Genomic DNA, 19,804 nt, shown 5'->3' with positions numbered 1-19,804 from the left:
GCGGAGTCGAGAAATCTTGGTGGCCCCCACAGGGGCATGGTGGCCATCGATTTCAGATGACACTCGCTGGGCGCTATGTTGAATAGCTGCTGCGAAATCGTGAGCGCTTTGCTAGATCGCGGCAGCGAGCTTCATTGGCCTCGATTCCTCGCACGCATTTTTCCGTAAACGTCGCGAGCGATCGCTCGAGCATCGCGATTGCGTCGAGGATATTCGCGGCTGCGACGCCTTCGAAGACATTCAGATTCAACTCGCCGTGCTGCAGCGCGAGGCGCGCGGCGCGTTCGCATGCGAGCACCTGGAAGCAGCACTGCATCAGCGTTTCGGGGATAACAGGATTGATCTTGCCGGCGAAGAACGACGAGCCTTCCTGCACCGCCGGAAGACGAATTTCGCCGAAGCCGCCTTCAGGCCCCGATGACAACAGGCGCAGATCCTGTGCGACTTTGAGCAACACCTCGGCGAGCAGTCCGAGCGCAGCGGCGAGCGCGCCCAGCTCGTCGATATTTTGCGCGGCATCGAAGAGATTTGCTTTGCGCGCGAGCCTGAGGCCCGTGACCTCGCAAAGCCGTTTCACGATCACACGTCGATACCCGAGTGGCGCACTCTCGCCTGAGCCAATGGCGGTTCCGCCCAGATTGATACGGTGCAGAGCGTCGACCGCCCGATCGATCTCCGATGCGCGCCGCGCGATCGCTGCCGCATATCCGCCGAACAGCGTGCCGAGCGCGACCGGCGACGCATCCTGCAAACACGTGCGCGCGACCGTGATGACGCGGCGGAACTCGCGTTCCTTCGCGCGCATCGCAGCAATGCAGGCATCGAGCGCCGCGCGCAACCGCGGCCACTGCGAGACGATCGCGATCCGTGCCGCCGTCTGACACGCATCCGCCGTCGATTGCGATGCGTTCACGTGCGTCTTGGGATTGACGCGATCGTACGCGCCGCGCTGACCTCCGAGCGTTTCATTGGCAAGGTTCGCGATCACCTCGTTGATATTCATGTTGATCGCGATACTGCCGCCGCCGCTCAGCGGATCGACCGGAAACTGGTCGAGATGGTCCCCGCCAATGAGTGAGTCGCACGCGCGAGCGATCGCGGCTGCGATGCTCGTGCCGACCACGCCCGCGTCGCGATTCGCAAGCGCCGCGGCCTTCTTTACTTGCGCCAGTGCGCGAACGTATTCAGGTACCGCGCCGAGCGTGCGTCGCGAGAAGCTCAGATTCGCAAGCGAGCGCAGGGTCTGGATTCCATAGAGCGCCGACGACGGCACCGCGAGCTCGCCCAGGCTGTCGCGCTCGATTCGACTGGATGCGGAAACGATGCGGCGCTTACGCCGTGCGGCCATAACGCGCCATCTGCAGAAGCTTGCTGCTCTTCGTGTTGGTCTTGGTGTCATACGCGAGCAGCGCGACGAGGCGCGTCGTCGCGCCGGCGATCGGCGTCACGCGATGAATCGAGTTGCGGCCTTCGAAGAGCAGCAACGTGCCGGGATTCATCGGCACGCGCACGACGCCGTCGCTCGAGCCGAGCAGCAGGCGCTGCACGCGCGGATAGTTCTGCTCGGCCGCGCTGCGAATCAGCGGCACGTATTCGAAATCGCCGCCGCGCTCGGCCGCGCGCAGCGCGATCGATGTGACGAAGTCGGTCATATCGTAATGCCAATGCAGCCGCTCGCCGTCGCCCATCACGGCGAGGTTGAGCGCGCCGAACGGGTCCGCATAGCGATAGAGTTTTTCCTTGCCCAGAGCCGCCGCGATGAATTCCATCAGCCCATTCCATTCATAGAGACGGCGCATCGGAGAAGCCGCGGGAAACTGATCGTAGGCGACGACTCCGACCGAAGTGTCGTCGAGTATCCGCCGCGGATGATCCTCGGCGAGCGCCAGATCGGGCGGTTCGAGGTAGGGCGTACCGCGCGCGACGCTGTGGTAGGCGCCTGCTGACAGCTCGTCAGCTTCGCGCACGAGCATCTCGACGGCCGCGGGCTTGAGAAAGCCCGGCAGCTCGCACGCTCCGGTTTCGTCTAGCTGCTGCCGACAATGCCGCGTGAGCGCGCGCGCCGCATCAGTCGTGAGATCGAGAATCGGGTAACGCTTCAAATCGACCAGCGCGGCAGGCGACGTGCCGGCGGATTTCTGCGATGCTTCCATGCGCAAGGGCCTCCCCTCAGCCGTTTCGAGGTGGAACTTGGATCGAGCCCGATCGTAATTGGAAACGCGGAACGATTCGACTCGTATTACCATTCGCGAGAGCGAACGAAAGGGAACCCAATGAAGAAGATTTTGTTGATGGTCGCAGCTGGATTGATGTTGTTGGCGCCGGTTGCATCTTTCGCGCAGGATTCCGGCAAGCCCGACCGCGCGGAAATGGTTCGACGGATTCAGGCCGCGTGCGTGGGAAAAAACGAAGGTGCGCAATGCAACTTCACTCGGGGCAACGGCGATACGGCCAACGGCACTTGCATGAACCGCGCGGTGCGCAAGGAAGACGTCCTCTTCTGCATCACGCCGCAAATGATGAAGCGGATGAACGAGGGTGGCGGCGGCAATCAATAATCGCTCAGCAGTTACTCGATGAGCAGCACGTGAATCGCGAGAGCGACGCCGGCCGCGCCGAGCAGGGCGGCAAGCACAATAGCCAGCACGGAAGGATTGCGAAAACTGTCAGTGCCACGCTTTAGCTCGCGAATCACGTAGAAGTGACGCCAGGTGGCGGCGCCGAGGAGCGTGACGCCGCCGGCGATCATGAGCACTCCTACCCACGGCGAATATTGGCTCGCACGGATGAAGGCCGTGCCCTGGGTGGCGGCGAGCTCGCGCAGGAAGAGACCGAATCGGGCGACCACGAAGCCGAATCCCATCAGTGCAAGGCTGGTCCGAATCCAGGATAGATAGGTGCGTTCTGCGGCGAAGTAGATTCGCGGGTCGTCGTAGCGCTCGTCGGCCATCGTGATCGGTGAGAATACCAATATTTAACGCCCTCTCCGTGGCCCTGGATTAAGAGAGGGGACAGAGAACGTGCGGGCGGTCTGATCGCTACGCGCGAATTTCAGCTCAGCGGCCGCCGCGATTCATCGCGGCCAGTGCCTCGGCCATCTCGGCGAGGGCCTTTTTGACTGACGGCCGCGTCTGCACGTGGTTCCACCATTTCGTGAGCTTGGGGCGCCCTTCGAGCGGCGGCTTGGCGCCAAACATTCCGAGCAGGTTCGTCGCGAAGAACATCGTGGGCGCGAGCGCGCAGTCGGCGAGCGAGAAATCGCCGCAGGCGAAGCCGCCATCGAGCAGCATCTTCTCGAGCTGATCGAGCCGGCCGTTGAGCTCAGTCAATTTCTCGTTAACCGCCTTGTCGTCGCGGGTCTTGGGATTCATCTGGCCGAAGAGCGCACGCAGCGGAGGCTCGAGGTAGAGGTCGTGGAAGCGCGTCGCGACGCGCACCTTGGCGCGATCTTCGGGCGACTTCGGCAGCAGCGGCGGCGTGGGGAACTTCTCCTCGAGATATTCATTGATGACCTCGGACTCGGGAATCACGAGGCCGTCGACTTCGAGCGCGGGCGTTTTGCCCAGCGGATTGACCTTCGCATACTCGGCCGAATGCAGATCGCCGCCCGGGATCGCTGCCATTTCGACATTGATGCCTTTATCGTAAATCGCGATACGGCACTTGGTCGCGAAGTTGGACAAATTCATATTGTAAAGTTTCATCGCTGGGCTCCTTTTGTCGGTCGCAGCTCCGCTTATCGCAGAGCGCCCGCCTTTATCGCAACTCCGAATTGTGACGCGGGAGGCTCAAGTGCCACCTTCGGTCTGCTTGAAAACGAACGTGATCGACTCAGCAAAGTCTTCCGGATACTGGAGCTCGGGATACAATCCCGAGGTCTTGAACTTCACCATCGCCGAGCCGGGCAGGGCGGCATTGAGCGCCGCTCCCTCGGCGTAGCCGAAGTACGGGTTCTTTCCGCACGCGATGATGATCGTCAGCGTGTTGAAGATCTGGCCAATCTTGGAACGGATATGCGCTTCGTCGGTCGGCACCGAGTTCAGCATGTCGGTCTGCGCCTGCAGGTCCCCCGCGTACTCCTCCATCATCCGTTCGTAGATGAAGTCAGGCATCGTGGGCAGGCCGAAGAAGCTCGCCTCGACCTGCTCGCGCATCGAATTGACGTCGCTCGGAATCAGCTTGCGCATCCGATCGGCGCCGCGCTTGCCGATTAGTCCGCCGCCGACCAGGATCAGCCTCTCCACTTTGTCGGGATGCTCAACGGCATAGTACAGCGCGACATCCGCGCCGAGGTTGTCGCCTACGATGTTCACGTGATCGAGCTTGAGCTTGTCGATGAGGTCGCCGACAGCCGCCGCTTGGTACGCGATCGTATAGTCGACCTGCTTATGCTCCGACGAGGCGAAGCCCATGAGGTTCGGCGCGATTACTTTGTAGTGCGCCTCGGCCACCAGCGGCATCACGTCGCGCCATACCAGCGCGGCATTGGGACCGAGGCCGTGGATCATGATGACGGGATCCATCCCGGAGTATCCGCCGGTGATCATGTAGGTCATGAGGCCGTTGTTCACGGCCATATCGTTCTGCGTGACTCCTGCCCATCCGAGCTGCGCGAGCTGGATCTCGCGGAGCATCGCGACCGGCTTCAGATAGAACGCCGCCGCGAGCACGCCAAGGATCAAAGCCGCGAGCGGTCCGGCAATGTTGATCCACGCATGGCGGCGCACCTGCTCTGATATCAGTTCGCCGCGCACCTCGGCTTCTGAAGGTTTCCTCAAGGGTTCAGCCACGATTGTAACTCCGCGCGGATGCTTTGGACGTCGCCACCGATACTGATTCTAGCGCGATGGACAACGCTATTCGCAATCGCATCTTAATGCGGCGCGACAAGCGAAGATCCAGCGTCTGGCGCGGGCGCCGCAGTTGAACTTGCTGCTGCCGGAGAAGATGAAGTCGCGGCGCCGTCGGAGGATGCCGCAACGGTCTTATGATGATGCTTCTTATGGTGCGTCGCGGCGGCGGCGCGCTCGGCGTTTATCTGATCGATATGATCCGAGACGCGATTGATCTCCCGGGTCGCATCCTGAACGGCCTTGGTCGCGTTATCGGCCGCCACGGTCGCAGCTTGCGCGGCTTTCATTGCCGCATCCGCCGCAGCTTCGGCGCGTTCCGCGGATTGCTCGGCCTGCTTGGCCGCGGCTTCGGCCTGCTCGGCCTGAATCTGCTGACGCGACGGCCCGCACGCCGCGAGCGTTAAGGTGAAGGCGCACGCGGCACTGAGCGCAGCCAGCCTTCGCGCGTATGATGGCATCGGCTCCATCTCCTGAAATGATTGGCGTGTTCTATCAAACGAAAGGCCGGAGGGCGCAATCCCTCCGGCCGTTGTAATGAGCGATCTGATCAGCGCGGCGCGAATGCTTCGACGGTCTTGAGATTGGGCAGGATCGGATTGTCCGCGCGAATCGGCAGGATACAGACGTGAGTCGCGCCGGCCTTGAGCTGTGCATCGATACGGTCGCGAATCTTGTCCTCGCTGCCCCACGCCACGATCGCATCGACAAGACGATCGCTGCATCCGTTTTCAAATTCGGAATCGGCCCAGCCGAGGTTCTTGAGGTTGTTGGTGTAGTTCGGCAGACGCGGCACGTAAGTCTTCATGTAGGTGCGAGCGGCGGCGCGAGCCTTGGCCGCATCGGTCTCGAGGATCACGGCCTGCGCGGCGCAAATCCACGGCTTGGGCCCGATCTGTTCCCGCACTTTCGCCGTATGCTCCGGCGGCACGAAATAGGTATGCGTGCCCTGCGTCTCGGCGGCGGCGAGCGCCAGCATCTTCGGATGCAGCGCCGCGATCACCAGGGGAACGGGATCCTTTGCCTTGGGCGCCTGGTAGGCCTGCGGCACGGTGTAGAGCGCACCCTTCAGCTTCGGCAGATACTCCTTCATGTAGCTGTAAGGCTTGTCGTAGCTGTGGCCGCGCAGGTTCGACACGATCGGCTTGTGGCTCACGCCGATACCGAGCAGGAAGCGGCCGCCCGATTGCTCCGCGATCGTGTTCGACGCCGAAGCCATCGTGATTGCGTCGCGCGCCCAGATATTCGCGATACCGGTCGCGATATTGAGGCGCTCGGTATGCGCAAAGATATTGGCGGCGTGTGCAAACGGCTCGCGTCCCACGGCCTCGGGGATCCAAAGCGTGTTGTAGCCCGCCTTCTCGACCTTTTGCGCGAACTCGATCGACTCAGGAGCCTTCATCGCATCGAGAAAAAACCATATGCCGACTTTTCCGATTTCCATGGCCTCACAACTAACCCGCCTGCAAACCGGGGACAAGTGAAACGCGAGTCGCCCGCGGTTTTCAATCGCAACCGGGTCGCGATAGATTGGCCGCAAAATTCCGCATCCGATTCAGAGGCGTCGTATGAAATTCGGACTGATGTTCGTCAACTCCGGACCGTTCTCCAATCCCGAACTGCTCGCGCATCTGGCGCAGACCGCCGAGCGATGCGGCTTCGAGTCGATGTGGACGGTAGAGCACGTCGTCGTGCCTGAGAACTACCAATCGAAATATCCGTACTCGCCTACTGGCAAGATGCCTGGCGGCGAGGACACGCCGATTCCCGATCCGCTGCTGCCGCTCGCCTTCGTCGCCGCGATGACCAAGACCATCCGCCTCGGCACGGGCGTGATAATCCTGCCGCAGCGCAACCCACTCTATCTCGCCAAGGAATCGGCGACGCTCGACGTGCTGTCGCACGGGCGCTTCATGCTCGGCATCGGCAGCGGATGGCTCGAAGAAGAGTTCAAGTCGCTAGGCCTCGATTTCCATCAGCGTGGCAAGCGAACCGACGAGGCGATCGAGGCGATGCGCTCACTGTGGCGCGAGCCGGTCGCGAACTATCACGGCAAGCATTTCAATTTCGGCCCGGTGAAGAGCAATCCCAAGCCGGTGCAGAAGGGTGGAGTGCCGATTCACGTCGGCGGTCATTCAGCCGCGGCAGCGCGTCGCGCGGGCCGCTATGGCGACGGCTTCTTTCCGGCGCTCGGCGATCCCGCGCAGTTGAAGGAGATCATCGGCCTGATGCGCACCGAGGCGCAGAAAGCGGGACGCAATCCAGACGTGATCGAGCTCTCATGCATGGGCTCGCGCAAACTCGAGCAGCTCAAGGCAGTGCAGGACGTTGGAGTATCGCGCGTCGTGATGGCGCCGCCGGCATTCGACGCCGAAGGCATCACCAAGGGCCTGGAAAAGCTCGGCGACGAGGTCCTCGCGAAGATGCAGTAGGCAATCGGATCACGATCGAATATGGGGCGCAGTTAGCACTAGTCGCCGTTGTTGCTCTTTTTGACTGCGTATCCAGTCCCAGCTCCGGCCAGGCCGCCCGCCACGGCGCCAATCAGCGGATGACCGAAAGCTGCGCCTACGAGTGCGCCGCCGCCAGCGCCTCCGACTCCGCCGATCGCGGTGGATTCGCCGGTTGTGGTCTTGTCCGAGCTGCCCGCCAGCGCGCCAACGCCAGCGCCGGTGGCGCCGCCCAACATCAGGGCACATCCTGACCCAAACACGAGGGCTGCCGAGATGAGCAAAGCAGCAGCGAAATTATTGAGCTTCTTCGCCATGCCCATAGCATGAGCCAGTTCGGTGCCATGGCGATGAGGAGCGATAATCTTAGTTTGCCTTACTAAGCGCGCCGCAGACGCCGAATGGATTAGATCCTGGGTTGTAAAAACTTCATCTTACTCGTCCGGGAAGGTCGGCCTGAATTTTCCGGCTCTGAAATACCTCCCCGCCTGATCGTGGGGAGGGATTTTCGGAGTTGTTGTCTCAGCGGTTGCATTACTCCATATATGGAGTAATGCTTCACATATGGAGATCCGATGCGAGCGGACCGCGCGCTAGAGTCTGCGCCTGAACTCGTGCCGCGCGATCGGCAGGATCCCGAGGTGCGGCGGCGATTGTCCGGGCCGGCGATTCGCGCATTTTTTAGTATCAGTGCGACGTGGGGGATTAGCGTCGTGCAGCAGCGGGCGTTGCTGGGATGGCCCGCGCCTTCGACCTATCACAAGTACAAGGCGGGCAGCGTCGGGACGCTGCCTTATGACATGCTGCAGCGCGTGTCGCTCATCGTGGGAATCTACAAGGCGCTGCATATCCTCTACCCTCAGGCCGAGCTTGCTGATCAGTGGGTAAAGCTGCGCAACAGCAATCCAATCTTCGGCGGCAAGGCGCCGATTGATCTCATGAGCGACGGCGGCATCGACGGACTCTATCGCGTGCGCCGACTGCTCGACGCACGGCGCGGCGGATGGAACTGACTCCGCCCGAGACTCACCTCGCACAGCGGGGCACAGCGCGCCTCATTCCCGCGCGCTATCCGTCAGTGGGGATTCTCGACCAGATCGCCGCGCCCGCTGATCTCGAGGCGATCTTCGAGCTTGAAGGATGGACCAACGATCGCATCAACAACGAGCTCGGCGTCATCCATACAATCCCGCGCGATGAATGGGTCGTCGGCGCGGCGATGGCGACCATTGTCATGGCGGCCTATTGCCATCCGCGTCCCGGCGGCGGCCGCTTCAATGACGAATCGCGCGGCGCATGGTACGCGGCATTCAGCCTGAAAACGGCGCACGCCGAAGCCGTTCATACGCGCACGCGCGAGCTCGAAGAGATCGGTGGGTGGTTCGAGACGACGATGCAGATGGCGGCGTATCTTGCCGACTTCAACACAAAGTTTCATGACCTGCGCGGCAAGCGCTTCGTGAGATATCTGGATCCCGCCGACTACTCGGCATCACAACGTCTCGCGCGGCAACTGCGCGATGCGGGCGCGAACGGAGTCGTCTATCCAAGCGTCCGCGATCGCAGCGGCATGTGCCTCGCATGCTTTCGGCCGCCGCTCGTGCGCAATGTGCGGCAGGGCGCGTTGTACGAGTACCGATGGACGGGAACGCGAGAGCCTGCGATTCGAAAACTTTGACTTTACGCCGCGTGTGATTCGGAGAGCCGCCGGACCGCATCGACCAGCGAGCGTTCCGCACCGCCGTATTCCTTCCACGCCTTGCTCCTGGCGAGGAGCGCCGGCGCAGTGCGCACCGTGAAGCGGGCGGGATCGAGCCCGGCTTTCACCTGCGACCAATCCAGCGGCATCGAGACACGAGCGCCTTCGCGCGCGCGCGGCGAGAGCACCGCGACCGCGGTTGAGAGGCGATCGTTGCGCAGGTAGTCGAGGAAGATCTTTCCGCTGCGCGCCTTCTTGGCCATCGTCGTGAGATAGCGCTCAGGATTGTCAGCCGCCATCTGCTGCGCGACTTCATGCGCAAACTGTTTGACGATTGGCCATTGGAGGCGCGCGCCCTTCGGCTGCGCGAGAGGCGTAACGACGTGCAGGCCCTTGCCGCCGGTGGTTTTACAGAAGCTCACGAGTCCGAGATGCGTCAGGCGATCGCGCAACTCGCGCGCGCCTTCGATCACGACGTCGAAATCGACGTCGGGCGCGGGATCGAAATCGAAAACGAGACGCCCTGGCACCTCGGGCTCATCGGGCATGCAGTTCCACGGATGGATCTCGAGGCCCGCGATCTGCGCGACAGCGATCAAAGCTTCGTGGCTGTCGATTTGCAGGTACGGTTCGTGATCGCCGGGCACTTTCACGAGCTTCAAGAGCTTCGACATCCCCTTGAGCCCGTGGCGCTGGAAAAAAAGCTCGTGGCCGATTCCGTCGGGGGCGCGCACGATCGAGCTCGGCCGCCCGCGGATATAGTCGATGATAAATGGGCCGACGGCCTCGTAGTATTGCGCGAGGTCGAGCTTGGTGACGGGCTTGCCATCGCCGGCGTCGGGCCACATCGCCTTGTCCGGATGTGAAATGACGGTTCCCATAACCATCGCATTGCCTCCGGTCTTGAGCGCGGGCGCAACGACGACATTGCGGCGGACCTTCAGCGGCACGGTTTCCTCCTGCAGGGCCTCCTCCTTCTCGAATTTGGCCACGGGCTCCGGGCGCTCCACCACAACCTCGCTCGCGGGCTTGTCGTCGCGCAGCCCCTTGAATGAAGACTGTCGCACGAGATTGTCCGTCGTCCATCCGCCGAATTCGATCTCGGCGACGAGCTCGGGCTTGATCCAATGCACGCCGACCTCTTTGCGCGGCGCGGTGTCGCCCGCGAACGGATTTTCGTCGGATTCGAGCGCCTCCAGCCGCGGCAGGATCCGATCGACGACGTCGGCGCCGAATCCGGTCCCGACACGGCCCGCGTAAACAAGCTGTTTATCGCGATAGACGCCCGCTAACAGCGAGCGAAAACGCTTGCCCTCGCTGGTCCATCCGCCGATCACGACTTCCTGCCCATTGCGGCACTTGGTCTTGGCCCATTCGCGGCGCCCGGGACGATAAGTTCCCTCGAGATGCTTCGAAACGATGCCTTCGAGCGACATCCGCCGCGCCGATTCGAGCACCGATTCGCCCGGCACGTCGAAATGTTCGACGTAGCGGATACGCGAATCGACAGCATGGCTCTCGAGCAACTCTTTCAGGCGCGATTTGCGCTCGCGCAGCGGCCTTTCAAGCAGGCTCGCGCCGTCGATAAACAGCAGGTCGAAGGCGAAACAAATCAGCTTGTCAGTTTTGCCCTCCGAGAGCGCCACCTGGAGCGCGCCGAAGCTGGGCGCGCCTTTATCGTCAAGCGCAACTACTTCGCCATCGATAATCGCGTCGGGAAGTTTCGCCGCCGCGCGCGCGATCGCGCCGAACTTGCCGGTCCAGTCAAGCCCCTTGCGCGTGCGCATCTCCACCCGGCCGTCATCCACGCGAACCTGGATGCGATAGCCATCGAACTTGATCTCGTGCACCCATCCGCTGCCCGGCGGACGATCCACGTCGCGGCAAAGTTGGGGCTCGATAAACGCCGGCATCGTCGCCCGATGCTTTGCCGGTTTGCGAATAGGCGCTGGCTTCGGCGCCTGCGCGGCGCTCATGACCCCGGCATCGCGAAGCTCGGCGGCGCTGCCACGATTGGAATGCCATACGGCATCCGGGGCCGCGGCCTTCTTGCGTGTGAGCATGAATGGCTCAGGCCCGCGGCCCTTGCCTTCGGCGATTTGCGCCATCGCGCGGCCGGAAGCGACCGAGCGATCCTCGGCAAGGATCGCGTCGCCAAAGCCGTCTTTTGAGAACTGATCGCGATGCTTGATCAACAGCCAGTTATTCTTCTTGTCGCCGTGCCGGCGGCCCTTGATTCGCACCAGCACGAAGCCGCCATGTAGACGCTCGCCTTCGAGCACGAACTTGAGCTCGCCACTTTTGATGGCAGCCTCGGGGTCGTCATCCTCGGGCATCCAGTAGCCGCGATCCCATAGCTGCACCGTGCCGCCGCCGTACTGACCCTTCGGGATCGTGCCTTCGAAGTCGCCGTAGTCGAGCGGATGATCTTCGACCTCGACCGCCAGGCGCTTGTCGTGCGGGTCGAGTGATGGGCCGCGCGTGACGGCCCACGATTTGAAAACGCCGTCGAGCTCGAGACGAAAATCGTAGTGGAGCCGCGTCGCTCTGTGCTTCTGGATGACAAACCGCCGCACTTCGGATGGCGCGACGCGAGTCTCGCCACTCGGCTCAGCGGTCTTGGTGAAATCGCGCTTGGCGCGATAGCTGGAGAGCTTAGGTTCCGCAGCCACGAGGTCACCTTTCCCGACGATCTTTGCATAACCGCATCGCGAAGGTGAGTTCAAAAATCAACCGAGAATCACCTGAAATCCCTCGCCCGTTATACGGGAGAGGGGTTTCAGAGATTTACGCGCCGGCTGCTGCCAGGCGGTCCGATGCGCGAGCGTTTCCGAGGAAGCGTTCGCCGAGCGCGGCGTTCGCTTCTTCCATCACCTCGCGCACGATCTGGCCTGCGGACTTCACTGAATTAATCAGGCCTGCGCTTTGGCCGCAGGCGAGGCCGCCGTCGTCGATCTTGCCTTCGTAGCGCGCTTTCTCGGCGAGCGGGAATCCGATCTTCATCGATTGCAGCGGGAAGGGCTGAATCTCGGCCTCGCGGCCCACCCATGAGTCGGTGAACTTGTTGCGCACGAGGCGGCATGGCTTGCCGCTGTGACATTTTGTGATCGTTGTGCCTTCCTCGTCGATCTCGACGATCTTGTTCTTGTAGTTGGGATGCGCGAACGCCTCGACCGTGGCGATGAAGCGTGTGCCCATCCATACGCCTTGCGCACCCAGCGCGAGCGCCGCGAGCAGCCCGCGGCCGTCGGCGATGCCGCCTGCGGCGAGCACGGGGACGCGGACCGCGTCGACGATTTGCGGCACCAGCGTCATCGTGCCGATGCGTCCGGTGTGCCCGCCCGCTTCATGTCCCTGCGCGAGAATCACATCGATGCCCGAGGCCTCGAGCCGCCGCGCCTGCTTGACGTTGCCGCACAGCGACATCACGACCACGCCCGCCTTGTGTGCGCGCTCGATGATGCCGGCGGGATTGCCCAGGCCCGAGACGATCACGGGCACGCTCTCCTCGAAGGTTACATCGATCAACTGTTGGACATTCGAGGCGTACTTGACGACGGTGCTGTCGGTCTTGTCGGCTTTGACCTCGGCAAAAAGAATATCGACCCCGAAGGGGCGTGCGGTGAGGTCGCGGCACCTTCTGATTTGCTCTTTTAATTCACGCGCGCTCATCGAGGCCGACCCGATGCATCCGAGGCCGCCCGCGTTCGAGACCGCCGCGGCGAGTTCAGCATGCGCGACAAATCCCATCCCGGCCTGAAAAACCGGGTATTTGATGCCCAGGCGCGCACAAATTGGCGTCGAAAAGATCGGATTGTAACCCATAAGTCTTCCTCATTTTGGTGCCGACACGGTGTCGAAATCCTGAGCGACAAAATGCACTTGGCCTATCTGTTGTCAAGCTGACCAAAATTAATTGATCGATCGTTCAATAGTTGCCCGCCCTCGCACCGCGCGCTAAGAAGATGGAGTCGTCGCGAATATCAGGTGCAGTTAACGGCGCGCGGTTATGCCGGGTAAGGGACGACGTTGGCCGGTAACGAATAGCGCGCGATTCTCCATCGAGCCGCTGCTTGAAGATGTGGGGACGACGGGGCAGGCAGGGCGAACGCTGACAGCGGGCTGATGGGCTGATGAAAAGAGCCAATGCGCATGGCGCAAGTTGTTATGGGCGCTTTTCGATACGCTAGCCCAGAGGCACCGAGCCTCGCGTGGCAGCTAAATCGCTGTACAGCGCCGCCGATGCCTAACCGAGCCGCGGCGCACTATCATTCTTCTTTACCTCCCTCCGTTTCGTCACTCTCAGAATCAATCACCAATACTTTTTCACGGCTCTCAACGAATTCCAGGCTCTCCGCCGCGTGCTTGGGGACCGGCACGCTCGGCGGCCACGATTTTGAGGACTGGGGAGGATAACCACGTGCGACACGGACCGATGGTTCATCGCCGCGCTCACGTATCGCGCTTTGCCCATGGCGCACCGTCGCCACTCGAGCGGCTTCAGTCGCTCGCCGTCTTCGGGGGAGGACGGAATCTTGGGCGGCGCGCGCGGCCAATGGTCGATGCCGAAATCGAAACGCACCGGCTACAGTTGGGGAGCCGGCTGCCAATCAATCTTAAACATTTCCTGGCCGAGCAGCTTGGCGCCTCGATGCGGATCGAGGACGACTCGATCGTCGCGCTCGAGCCGCGCTCGGGCGAAGTCCTGATGCGCGAGCTGGCGCGTGCGATCCGGCGTTTCTCAGCCGAGCGCGCTCGCGAGGCGTGGGCCGAGTGCGCGATTGGCATGGATCGCCTCGAGCGCGAATTCTTCGCCGAGCCCGTCGATGTGCGAGGTCCGGTGGTGCTGTGCCTCCGATGCAGTTGCGTGGGTACGGGACCAATGGATCAGCATTGCGGCGCGCGATGCCTCGCGGTTGACCTTGGCACCGAGGCGCGTGCGCAATACCTCGAAGGCAAGCTCCAGGGCACGAACCTGACTTCGGATGCGTTGCATCGCGCGGTCGAGAATTTCCGTTACGCGCGGGCGGCGGCGTCAGAGCAGCATTACGATCTCGATTGCTACGTGGCGGGCGGGCAGGTGATCTTCAGCTGGCGGCCGTTGCCGGCGAATCTGGAACCGCAGGCCTAGCCGACCGAATCGACGAAAAAACAGCGGGCGCCGGAGGAATCCAGCGCCCGTTGCGTTTTTATGGGATCGAGCGGACGGACTACATCGAGGAGGCGCGGCGGCGACGCTGCTCTTTGCGACGGCGGCGTTGAGCCTCGGAGCGCTTGCGCTTGCGGCGCACGCTGGGCTTCTCGTAAAAAGCCCGCTTCTTCATTTCTTTGAACACTCCCTCCTTCGCAAGCTTGCGCTTGAGAACCCGCATCGCCTGATCAAGGGAGCCTTCAACGCGAATTTCCATAGTCCTCCGTCCGTCCGCTGGTTAGCCTACCGACATTAGGTCCGGCGAGGGCGAGAGTCAACCTGCCAAAGGGGGGTAAACCTCCAAGTTCGACTTGAGCGGCCTCTTTGAAAATGCCGGATCGTCTAGACTGATTTCGGCCACCCCGGGCACAATCGCAATTCCCGAATAATCTGACTTGTCACAAAGAACGGATCGAATGGATTTGATACGCCGGTCCTCTCCGAGAAGTCCAACACTACGTTGCCGGATGATGCCGTCTCTTGAAAAGCGACCTCGAATAGATGGCTACATCGCGCGCAGTCGTGCATGTGCTCCGCAGCTGCGACCTGCGCCTTTAGAGCTATTTTGGTTGCGAACGCGGCGTAGTGAGTGTTCATGCTTCGGATGGTTTGTTCATTTCGTTCAACGCGAATTCGAGTATGGCACGCAAATCATGCGACCATTTTTGGACGGCTTGGGCACCAAGATTTGAGTCGCATACTTTTCCACTAGCAGGCGGGCGGCTTTGCGTCCAAACAAGAACCCCTCTTGCCGAGCGGGATTGGCTTGGATAGCGTGCGAGCGTCTTGTCTATGAGCAAATCATCGATTGTTGCTGGCGTTTTCGGTCTTGGATTGATCGCGCTTCTCGCGGCGGATGCGCGCGCGGCGGGACCCGCGCGGATCAATGTCTACGTCGATTGCCATTGCGAGGATGCCGTCGGGCAGAAGTTCTGCGCCGCTTTCAAGGACGACGTTGATCATTCCGACGACTATCGGCTAGTCGTAAACACCTCGACTGGCGATGGGGTCGGCGTGCACTTCGCGAGCGTCGATATGTTCAAGGGCATCCAGGAGGATCTCGCGGGTCACATGTCCGCGGTCTCCGTCGCCTTCACGATTTACTCGGATCGCCTGCCGGGTGAGATCTTCGCCGACACGACGGTGTTTCGCGTCGGCCAGGACAAGAGCGGTGATATGTCGAACAAAATCCTCGACGCCGTCGGGCAGATCGTGAAGCTCAACCAGAACGTGTTCAAGAATCTCGAGGCAACGCCCGCCGCGAAGCCGTCGCCGGCGATGACCAAGTCGCCCGAGTCCGAGCCCTAAGCCTCAGGAACCCTTGGCCTGATCGTAATACTCTTCGAGCAGATACTTGACGTCAGGACGGCCGAGGACCTCGACGAAGCAAATTTCCTCCGCCGCGTTGAGATCGATGATGAGCTGGCCTTCCATCGATTGCAGCTCGACATAGCCCGCAACCTTGACCTCGGGTGCGGTCGCGAAGCTCGCGCAATTATCCTCGCCGCAGTCACATATCGATTCGATGCGCAGCGCGCGAAGCTTTCCTTCGAGCGGATCGGCGCCTTGCTGCTTGGCAAGGTAAACGATTTCCTCGAGCAGGTCGGGCAATACTTCACTGAGCATTGGCGCAGCCATCGACGAATCAGCCTATCGGAAACGGTTCGCGGGTCAAGAACGAGCCGCGACGGGCGACACGTCTCCGTGCAACAAATCGTGGATTGAGATTGGCCGAATTTCGCGCTAGCTTTCGCGCCCATGAGGTATACGAAAATAACACTCTGTATGGTCGTCGCGGCGGCGGCGATTGCGATGCTCTGCCGCGCGAGTGCACATGCGGGCGGATTCTCCAACCGCAGCATCAAGGGCTCATACGCGAGCACGTTTCAGGGTTCGGTAATCGATGGAACCTCGCTGCTGCCGATCAACGGTACGGCCGTTATCACCGCTGACGGTAAAGGCAATATCTCGGGTCACGAATCTTTCGTGTTCAACGGCACGATCTGCACCAACGTCAGCTCGAAGGGTATTTATAGGGTCAACGCGGACGGCAGCGGCACCGCATCGTTTGTGTTCACCGGGTCGTCGCTGGCGTGCTCGGGGACCTACACGCAGAGTCTCGCGACAGCTGAGTCGGGCGCGATCGTCGTGCTCAACAATACCAACGCCGACAATCAAATAAGCGAGATCTGGCGTCAGCAGAATTCGTCGCCGTTCTAGGTCAGACGCCGCGAGTGTCGGGGGGCCATATGTGCTTGTGCATCTGGAGTTGGATGCGCGCGGGCAGGCGGTCTTCGAGCATCCACTCGGTCAGCATCCGCGGCTCGATGAGGCCGAATGCGGGGCTCAGCAGGATCGCGCCGACACGCGCTGCCAGCATGTGCTCGGCGATCACCCCGCGTGTCCATTCGTAGTCCTCGCGTCCCGCGATCACGAATTTGACTTCGTCGCTCAGCGTCAGATGCTTCAGGTTGCTCCACAGGTTGCGCGATGACTCGCCGCTCAGCGGGCACTTCAAATCCATGATCTTGATCACGCGCGGATCGACGCGGCTCACGTCGCTCGCGCCCGACGTCTCGAGCATCACGGTCATGCCGCGCGCGAGCATCGCGTCCATCAGCGGATAGACGCCTTCCTGGAGCAGCGGCTCACCGCCGGTTATCTCGACGAGATCGCATTGATACGCTCGCACCGCATCGAGGATTTCCTCCAGCGCCATGCGGCGGCCTTCGTAGAACGCGTACTCGGTGTCGCACCACTTGCAGCGCAGGTTGCATCCCGTGAGGCGCACGAACACGCACGCCCGTCCGGCGTAGGTCGATTCGCCCTGGACGCTGTAGAAGATCTCGTTGATTTGAAGCCCGGAAGCCATCTCAACCAAATTGGCGGCGCGCCGCCTCGCGCGTTTCCTCGATCACGGTGCGCAGCGCCACCTTGTGCTCGACGGCCGCGCGGCGGCAGTCGTCGTATTCGGGCGAGACCGTGATCGGCGCATGATGATCATGGCCAGAAATCTTGACGCGAATCTTCCCCCACGGCGTTTCGACTTCACGGATCTCGCGATTCAGTTTGAGCCGCGACACCGAGTGAAACCTGAGGCCGATCGTCGAGGTTTCCTCGAAGATAACGCGCGCCATCTCGTCGCGATGCGCCGCCGGTCCGAGCACGCCGAGGATGATCGCCGGGCGGCCCTTCTTCATCATCGTCGGCGTGAGCGTCACGTCGCGCGCGCCCGCGGCAAACAGCCGCTCCATCACATGGTCGTATATCTGTGGGCTCAGATCGTCGATATTGGCGGCGATCTCGATTAGCTCGTCGCTCGCAAGCGAGCCGCGCTCGCGCCCGATCATCATGCGCAACACGTTGGGACGATCCTCGAGCTCGCGCGAGCCCGCGCCGTAGCCGATTTTCTCGATGTCGAAGGTGATCGGAATCTCAGCCGGACGCGCGAGCGCACGGATAACCGCGGCTCCCGTCGGCGTCACCATCTCGGCCGCACCGTCGCCCAGCTTCACCGGAAATCCTGCCAGCAACTCGGCCGTCGCCGGAGCCGGCACCGGAATGATGCCGTGTTGCGAGCGCGCAAACCCGCGGCCCATCGGCAGTGGCGACACCATCACCTCGCCGACGCCGAGGTTTTCGAGTCCCCACGCGGTCGCGACTATATCGACGATCGAATCCACCGCGCCGACTTCGTGGAAGTGCACATGGTCAGGCGTCGTGTTGTGAATCTTGGCTTCGGCCTCGCCGAGCACTTCAAAGATCGCGATCGAGCGGCGGCGGGTCGAGTCGGGCAGCTTTGCCGCCTCAATCATCTTGCGGATCTCGCCAAGATGCCGTTCCGGCTGCGCCTCGCTCACATCGACATCGAACTTGACTGCCGATATTCCGCTGAGGACCTTGCGGCGCGTTGCGATGCGGTAGCCTCCGACCGGCAGCGTGGCGAGTACCTCGCGCAGCTCTTCGAGATCGGCGCCGCAATCGAGGATCGCGCCGACCAGCATGTCGCCGCTCAGACCGGAGAAAGCATCAAGGTAAGCAGTCTTCATGGGCTCTAACCTTTACATGGTAGCAGGCCGCCGATATGATCGAAAACTCGGCTCTCGTCCGGCGATAAACCTATGAGGCAGAGGGAGCTCAAGCTCTTCCGCAAAATTCTCGAAGAACGTAAGCGCGAAATCCTCGAAGAAGCCGGCCGCACCGTCGACACGATGAACGGCGTCGAGGAAAGCTTCGCCGATCCGACCGATCGCGCCGCGCTCGAATCGGATCGCAACTTCCTGCTGCGCATGCGCGATCGCGAGCGCAAGCTGCTCGGCAAAATCGACGAGGCTTTCGAGCGTCTCGAAGAAGGCTCCTACGGCAAATGCGAGGAGTGCGGCAACGAGATCGGCATCGAGCGGCTGAAGGCGCGCCCGGTCACAACGCTCTGCATCTCCTGCAAATCGGCGCAGGAAGCTCGCGAGCAGAAGACCTGAAACCCGGCTAGAATTATTTCATGAGAGTCAGGAAGGCAGTGATCCTGGCGGCCGGGATGGGCACCCGGATGCTTCCCGCATCCAAGGTAATCCCCAAGGAAATCCTGCCGGTAATAGATACGCCGGCAATCCAGGTCGTCGTCGAAGAGGCGGTCGCGTCGGGAATCGAGGAAGTCGTCATCGTGACGAGCCCGGGCAAGACGCTGGTGCTCGAGCAGTTCGAGGTCAACAAGGAACTCGAGCGCAATCTCGAATCCAAGGGCAAGACGGATATCCTGACGATGCTGCGGCGCAGCAATCATCCGGTGAAGATCACGGCGGCCGAGCAGGCCGAGCCTCTGGGCCTCGGGCATGCCGTCCTGCAGGCGCGCAAGGCCGTGGGGGATGAACCGTTCGCCGCGATGCTCCCCGACGATATCTTCGACTGCCCGCGGCCATGCCTGCGGCAGCTCCTCGATGCGGCCGAGAAGACAGATTCGCCGGTCGTGGCGCTGCTCAAGGTGGCGCGCAGCGAGATATCGAAATACGGCATCGTCGATGCGAAAGCCGCGGGCGAGCGCCTCTTCGAGTTGCGCGGGATGGTCGAGAAACCCGCGCCGGAGAAGGCCCCGAGCGATTTCGCGATCATGGGACGATACGTGCTGACGCCCGATATCTGGGATCTGCTCGCCAACGGCAAGCCGGGCGCGGGCGGCGAGATCCAGCTCACGGATGCGTTGATGGCGCTCTCGCAGAAGCGCAAGCTCTACGGCTACGAGTTCGAGGGCATCCGCTATGACCTCGGCGATCGCGCGGGATTTATCGCGGCGCAGGTCGGATTCGGCTTGAAGCGCCCGGATCTGGCTGATAGGTTGCGCGCTTACTTGCGGTCCGTTATTTCGTCATAATAGCGGGTTCCAGCCACTTCGAGTGGGGCAGTAGCTCAGCTGGGAGAGCACCACGTTCGCAACGTGGGGGTCGAGGGTTCAAATCCCTTCTGCTCCACCATTTTTTCGTTGTAACTCAAAGGGTTTTTCCGATCGTTTGCCCCTAGAAGGGGCAATCTAGGGGCAAACTGTACCGTTTCTTCGCTTCCAGAGTCGATTTTGGAGAGCTCAAATGCGTCCGCCGCGTCAGCGTGAATGAACCTTCCGTAG

At 61.8% G+C, this 19,804-nt stretch carries 23 protein-coding genes and 1 tRNA gene; 10 read left to right on the top strand and 14 right to left on the bottom strand.

Annotated features, from left to right (window positions below; translation table 11 throughout):
• Positions 1 to 73: 73 nt before the first annotated feature.
• Positions 74 to 1,348: a lyase family protein gene (locus tag VMA09_15385; GenBank protein HUA34990.1), complete on the bottom strand. Its 1,275-nt coding sequence runs from the start codon at positions 1,346 to 1,348 to the stop codon at positions 74 to 76.
• Positions 1,332 to 2,153 carry a hypothetical protein gene (locus VMA09_15380; protein ID HUA34989.1) on the bottom strand — a complete coding sequence of 274 codons (822 nt, stop codon included), beginning with the start codon at positions 2,151 to 2,153 and terminating at the stop codon, positions 1,332 to 1,334. The genes VMA09_15385 and VMA09_15380 overlap by 17 nt, the downstream gene beginning before the upstream one ends.
• A 120-nt stretch (positions 2,154 to 2,273) precedes the next feature.
• On the opposite strand from VMA09_15380, the gene VMA09_15375 reads away from it, so the two are divergent.
• On the top strand, positions 2,274 to 2,558 hold the full coding sequence (locus VMA09_15375; GenBank protein ID HUA34988.1) for a hypothetical protein: 285 nt from the start codon (positions 2,274 to 2,276) through the stop codon (positions 2,556 to 2,558).
• Between the two features lie 11 nt (positions 2,559 to 2,569).
• Here VMA09_15375 and VMA09_15370 read toward each other — a convergent pair whose 3' ends face one another.
• The 5 genes from VMA09_15370 to VMA09_15350 form a co-directional block, all read right to left on the bottom strand.
• Complete coding sequence (locus tag VMA09_15370) at positions 2,570 to 2,971, bottom strand: DUF202 domain-containing protein (protein ID HUA34987.1); 402 nt, start codon at positions 2,969 to 2,971, stop codon at positions 2,570 to 2,572.
• Positions 2,972 to 3,056: 85 nt separating this feature from the next.
• Positions 3,057 to 3,704, bottom strand: coding sequence for a glutathione S-transferase family protein (locus VMA09_15365; protein HUA34986.1), 648 nt, complete (start codon positions 3,702 to 3,704; stop codon positions 3,057 to 3,059).
• 84 nt (positions 3,705 to 3,788) lie between these two features.
• Positions 3,789 to 4,790 (bottom strand): alpha/beta hydrolase, encoded by a 1,002-nt coding sequence (locus VMA09_15360; protein HUA34985.1) that lies wholly within the window; start codon positions 4,788 to 4,790, stop codon positions 3,789 to 3,791.
• A gap of 83 nt (positions 4,791 to 4,873) precedes the next feature.
• Entirely contained in the window at positions 4,874 to 5,311 is a 438-nt protein-coding gene (locus VMA09_15355; protein ID HUA34984.1) for a hypothetical protein, read from the bottom strand.
• 89 nt (positions 5,312 to 5,400) lie between these two features.
• Positions 5,401 to 6,294 (bottom strand): TIGR03620 family F420-dependent LLM class oxidoreductase, encoded by an 894-nt coding sequence (locus tag VMA09_15350; protein HUA34983.1) that lies wholly within the window; start codon positions 6,292 to 6,294, stop codon positions 5,401 to 5,403.
• Between the two features lie 124 nt (positions 6,295 to 6,418).
• Here VMA09_15350 and VMA09_15345 point away from each other — a divergent pair, with 124 nt between their 5' ends.
• Positions 6,419 to 7,282, top strand: a complete 864-nt coding sequence (locus VMA09_15345; protein ID HUA34982.1) for an LLM class F420-dependent oxidoreductase — start codon at positions 6,419 to 6,421, stop codon at positions 7,280 to 7,282.
• A gap of 38 nt (positions 7,283 to 7,320) precedes the next feature.
• Here VMA09_15345 and VMA09_15340 read toward each other — a convergent pair whose 3' ends face one another.
• Positions 7,321 to 7,617, bottom strand: coding sequence for a hypothetical protein (locus VMA09_15340; GenBank protein ID HUA34981.1), 297 nt, complete (start codon positions 7,615 to 7,617; stop codon positions 7,321 to 7,323).
• A gap of 258 nt (positions 7,618 to 7,875) precedes the next feature.
• On the opposite strand from VMA09_15340, the gene VMA09_15335 reads away from it, so the two are divergent.
• Both VMA09_15335 and VMA09_15330 read left to right on the top strand, forming a co-directional pair.
• Positions 7,876 to 8,313, top strand: a complete 438-nt coding sequence (locus VMA09_15335) for an MbcA/ParS/Xre antitoxin family protein (protein ID HUA34980.1) — start codon at positions 7,876 to 7,878, stop codon at positions 8,311 to 8,313.
• A complete protein-coding gene (locus VMA09_15330) occupies positions 8,304 to 8,978 on the top strand; it encodes an RES family NAD+ phosphorylase (GenBank protein HUA34979.1) in 675 nt (224 codons plus the stop codon). Before VMA09_15335 ends, VMA09_15330 begins: the two co-directional genes overlap by 10 nt.
• A 2-nt stretch (positions 8,979 to 8,980) precedes the next feature.
• On the opposite strand, the gene ligD is transcribed toward VMA09_15330, so the two are convergent.
• Both ligD and VMA09_15320 read right to left on the bottom strand, forming a co-directional pair.
• Positions 8,981 to 11,671, bottom strand: a complete 2,691-nt coding sequence (gene ligD, locus VMA09_15325) for a DNA ligase D (GenBank protein HUA34978.1) — start codon at positions 11,669 to 11,671, stop codon at positions 8,981 to 8,983.
• Positions 11,672 to 11,786: 115 nt separating this feature from the next.
• Positions 11,787 to 12,824, bottom strand: a complete 1,038-nt coding sequence (locus tag VMA09_15320) for a nitronate monooxygenase family protein (protein ID HUA34977.1) — start codon at positions 12,822 to 12,824, stop codon at positions 11,787 to 11,789.
• A 595-nt stretch (positions 12,825 to 13,419) separates the two neighbouring features.
• Here VMA09_15320 and VMA09_15315 point away from each other — a divergent pair.
• Positions 13,420 to 14,130 carry a hypothetical protein gene (locus tag VMA09_15315; protein ID HUA34976.1) on the top strand — a complete coding sequence of 237 codons (711 nt, stop codon included), beginning with the start codon at positions 13,420 to 13,422 and terminating at the stop codon, positions 14,128 to 14,130.
• 79 nt (positions 14,131 to 14,209) lie between these two features.
• Here the strand turns inward: VMA09_15315 and rpsU are convergent, their stop codons facing one another.
• Positions 14,210 to 14,407: a 30S ribosomal protein S21 gene (rpsU, locus tag VMA09_15310; GenBank protein ID HUA34975.1), complete on the bottom strand. Its 198-nt coding sequence runs from the start codon at positions 14,405 to 14,407 to the stop codon at positions 14,210 to 14,212.
• Positions 14,408 to 14,982: 575 nt separating this feature from the next.
• Here rpsU and VMA09_15305 point away from each other — a divergent pair.
• A complete protein-coding gene (locus tag VMA09_15305) occupies positions 14,983 to 15,498 on the top strand; it encodes a hypothetical protein (protein HUA34974.1) in 516 nt (171 codons plus the stop codon).
• A gap of 3 nt (positions 15,499 to 15,501) precedes the next feature.
• Here VMA09_15305 and VMA09_15300 read toward each other — a convergent pair whose 3' ends face one another.
• The gene (locus VMA09_15300) at positions 15,502 to 15,828 is read right to left on the bottom strand and encodes a hypothetical protein (protein ID HUA34973.1); all 327 of its coding nucleotides are present in this window, start codon (positions 15,826 to 15,828) and stop codon (positions 15,502 to 15,504) included.
• Between the two features lie 120 nt (positions 15,829 to 15,948).
• Between VMA09_15300 and VMA09_15295 the strand changes: the two genes are divergently transcribed.
• Positions 15,949 to 16,410 (top strand): hypothetical protein, encoded by a 462-nt coding sequence (locus tag VMA09_15295; GenBank protein ID HUA34972.1) that lies wholly within the window; start codon positions 15,949 to 15,951, stop codon positions 16,408 to 16,410.
• 1 nt (position 16,411) lies between these two features.
• Here the strand turns inward: VMA09_15295 and VMA09_15290 are convergent, their stop codons facing one another.
• Entirely contained in the window at positions 16,412 to 17,062 is a 651-nt protein-coding gene (locus VMA09_15290) for a radical SAM protein (protein ID HUA34971.1), read from the bottom strand.
• Between the two features lies 1 nt (position 17,063).
• Positions 17,064 to 18,239, bottom strand: coding sequence for a nickel pincer cofactor biosynthesis protein LarC (gene larC / locus VMA09_15285; GenBank protein ID HUA34970.1), 1,176 nt, complete (start codon positions 18,237 to 18,239; stop codon positions 17,064 to 17,066).
• Between the two features lie 72 nt (positions 18,240 to 18,311).
• Here larC and dksA point away from each other — a divergent pair, with 72 nt between their 5' ends.
• The 3 genes from dksA (at position 18,312) to VMA09_15270 (ending at position 19,655) form a co-directional block, all read left to right on the top strand.
• Complete coding sequence (gene dksA, locus VMA09_15280) at positions 18,312 to 18,668, top strand: RNA polymerase-binding protein DksA (GenBank protein HUA34969.1); 357 nt, start codon at positions 18,312 to 18,314, stop codon at positions 18,666 to 18,668.
• Positions 18,669 to 18,688: 20 nt separating this feature from the next.
• Positions 18,689 to 19,555, top strand: a complete 867-nt coding sequence (locus VMA09_15275) for a UTP--glucose-1-phosphate uridylyltransferase (protein ID HUA34968.1) — start codon at positions 18,689 to 18,691, stop codon at positions 19,553 to 19,555.
• 24 nt (positions 19,556 to 19,579) lie between these two features.
• A tRNA-Ala gene (locus VMA09_15270) sits at positions 19,580 to 19,655 on the top strand.
• Positions 19,656 to 19,804 lie beyond the last annotated feature (149 nt).

The sequence above is a fragment of the Candidatus Binataceae bacterium genome, assembly GCA_035508495.1.
In the GTDB taxonomy this organism is placed as follows: domain Bacteria; phylum Desulfobacterota; class Binatia; order Binatales; family Binataceae; genus JASHPB01.
The sequence above is the reverse complement of the archived record's forward strand: the minus strand, read 5'-3'. Positions and strand labels throughout refer to the sequence as shown.